The organism is Mycoplasmopsis agassizii (assembly GCF_002276225.1).
Classification (GTDB): domain Bacteria; phylum Bacillota_I; class Bacilli_A; order Mycoplasmatales; family Metamycoplasmataceae; genus Mycoplasmopsis_B; species Mycoplasmopsis_B agassizii_A.
In genome coordinates this window covers 1-664 of record NZ_NQNY01000038.1, presented here as the reverse complement: position 1 = coordinate 664, position 664 = coordinate 1, and the positions used below count along the sequence as shown (strand labels likewise).

General features: G+C 27.1%; 2 protein-coding genes. Both read left to right on the top strand.

The features are described from left to right. Positions 1-390: IS30 family transposase (locus CJJ23_RS05155; protein WP_180738058.1), on the top strand; the 390-nt coding region annotated here is incomplete at its 5' end. 33 nt (positions 391-423) lie between these two features. Then, positions 424-582 carry a hypothetical protein gene (locus CJJ23_RS05150; RefSeq protein ID WP_180738057.1) on the top strand — a complete coding sequence of 53 codons (159 nt, stop codon included), beginning with the start codon at positions 424-426 and terminating at the stop codon, positions 580-582. Positions 583-664: the final 82 nt, after the last annotated feature.

Sequence of the window (664 nt, the reverse complement as noted above, 5' to 3'; positions counted from 1 at the left end):
AGATCTTCTTACAAAAACAGATGGTGAAGAAGAAGATCATATTTTTCAAAATTCAAGAACAAATATCATCTTCCTATTTGATTAAGACCAAATTACATCAATTATAGAAGACAATTCGGTCATTGAGAAATTGATTTAATTATTGGTAAAAAAGATAAAAGTAGCCTGAATTTAATTACTTTTACGGAAAGAATGACTAGAAAATCATTTTCTGTTCATATTAAATCAAAAGAAGTTGATGAATTGAACAGAAGAATTACTGAGTTAATTAATGAAAATAATCTGACAGTAAGATCTATAACGGTCGACAATGGTCTTGAGTTTTCTAAACTTGATGAAGTTGCTAAAGAATTAAATATTATCATTTACGTTTGTCAGCCTTATGCTTAATATCAAAGAGGTTCAAACGAAAACTGAAATGGATTGCTTCGCAGAACATTTAAAAAAGGTACAGATTTCAGTAAAATTACTGATGCAGAACTACAAGCGGTTGTGGATAAAATAAATAACATGCCAAGGTCTATTTTAGGATGAAAATCAAGTAACGAATTATTCAATTTGTATACAAGTTTAAACTTCTAAAAACAATTTTCGAAGATAAAAAAGTCTCTAGAAATTCTAAAGACATTCTTTTCTTTAACCTATAATAATTTATGAAGAATTT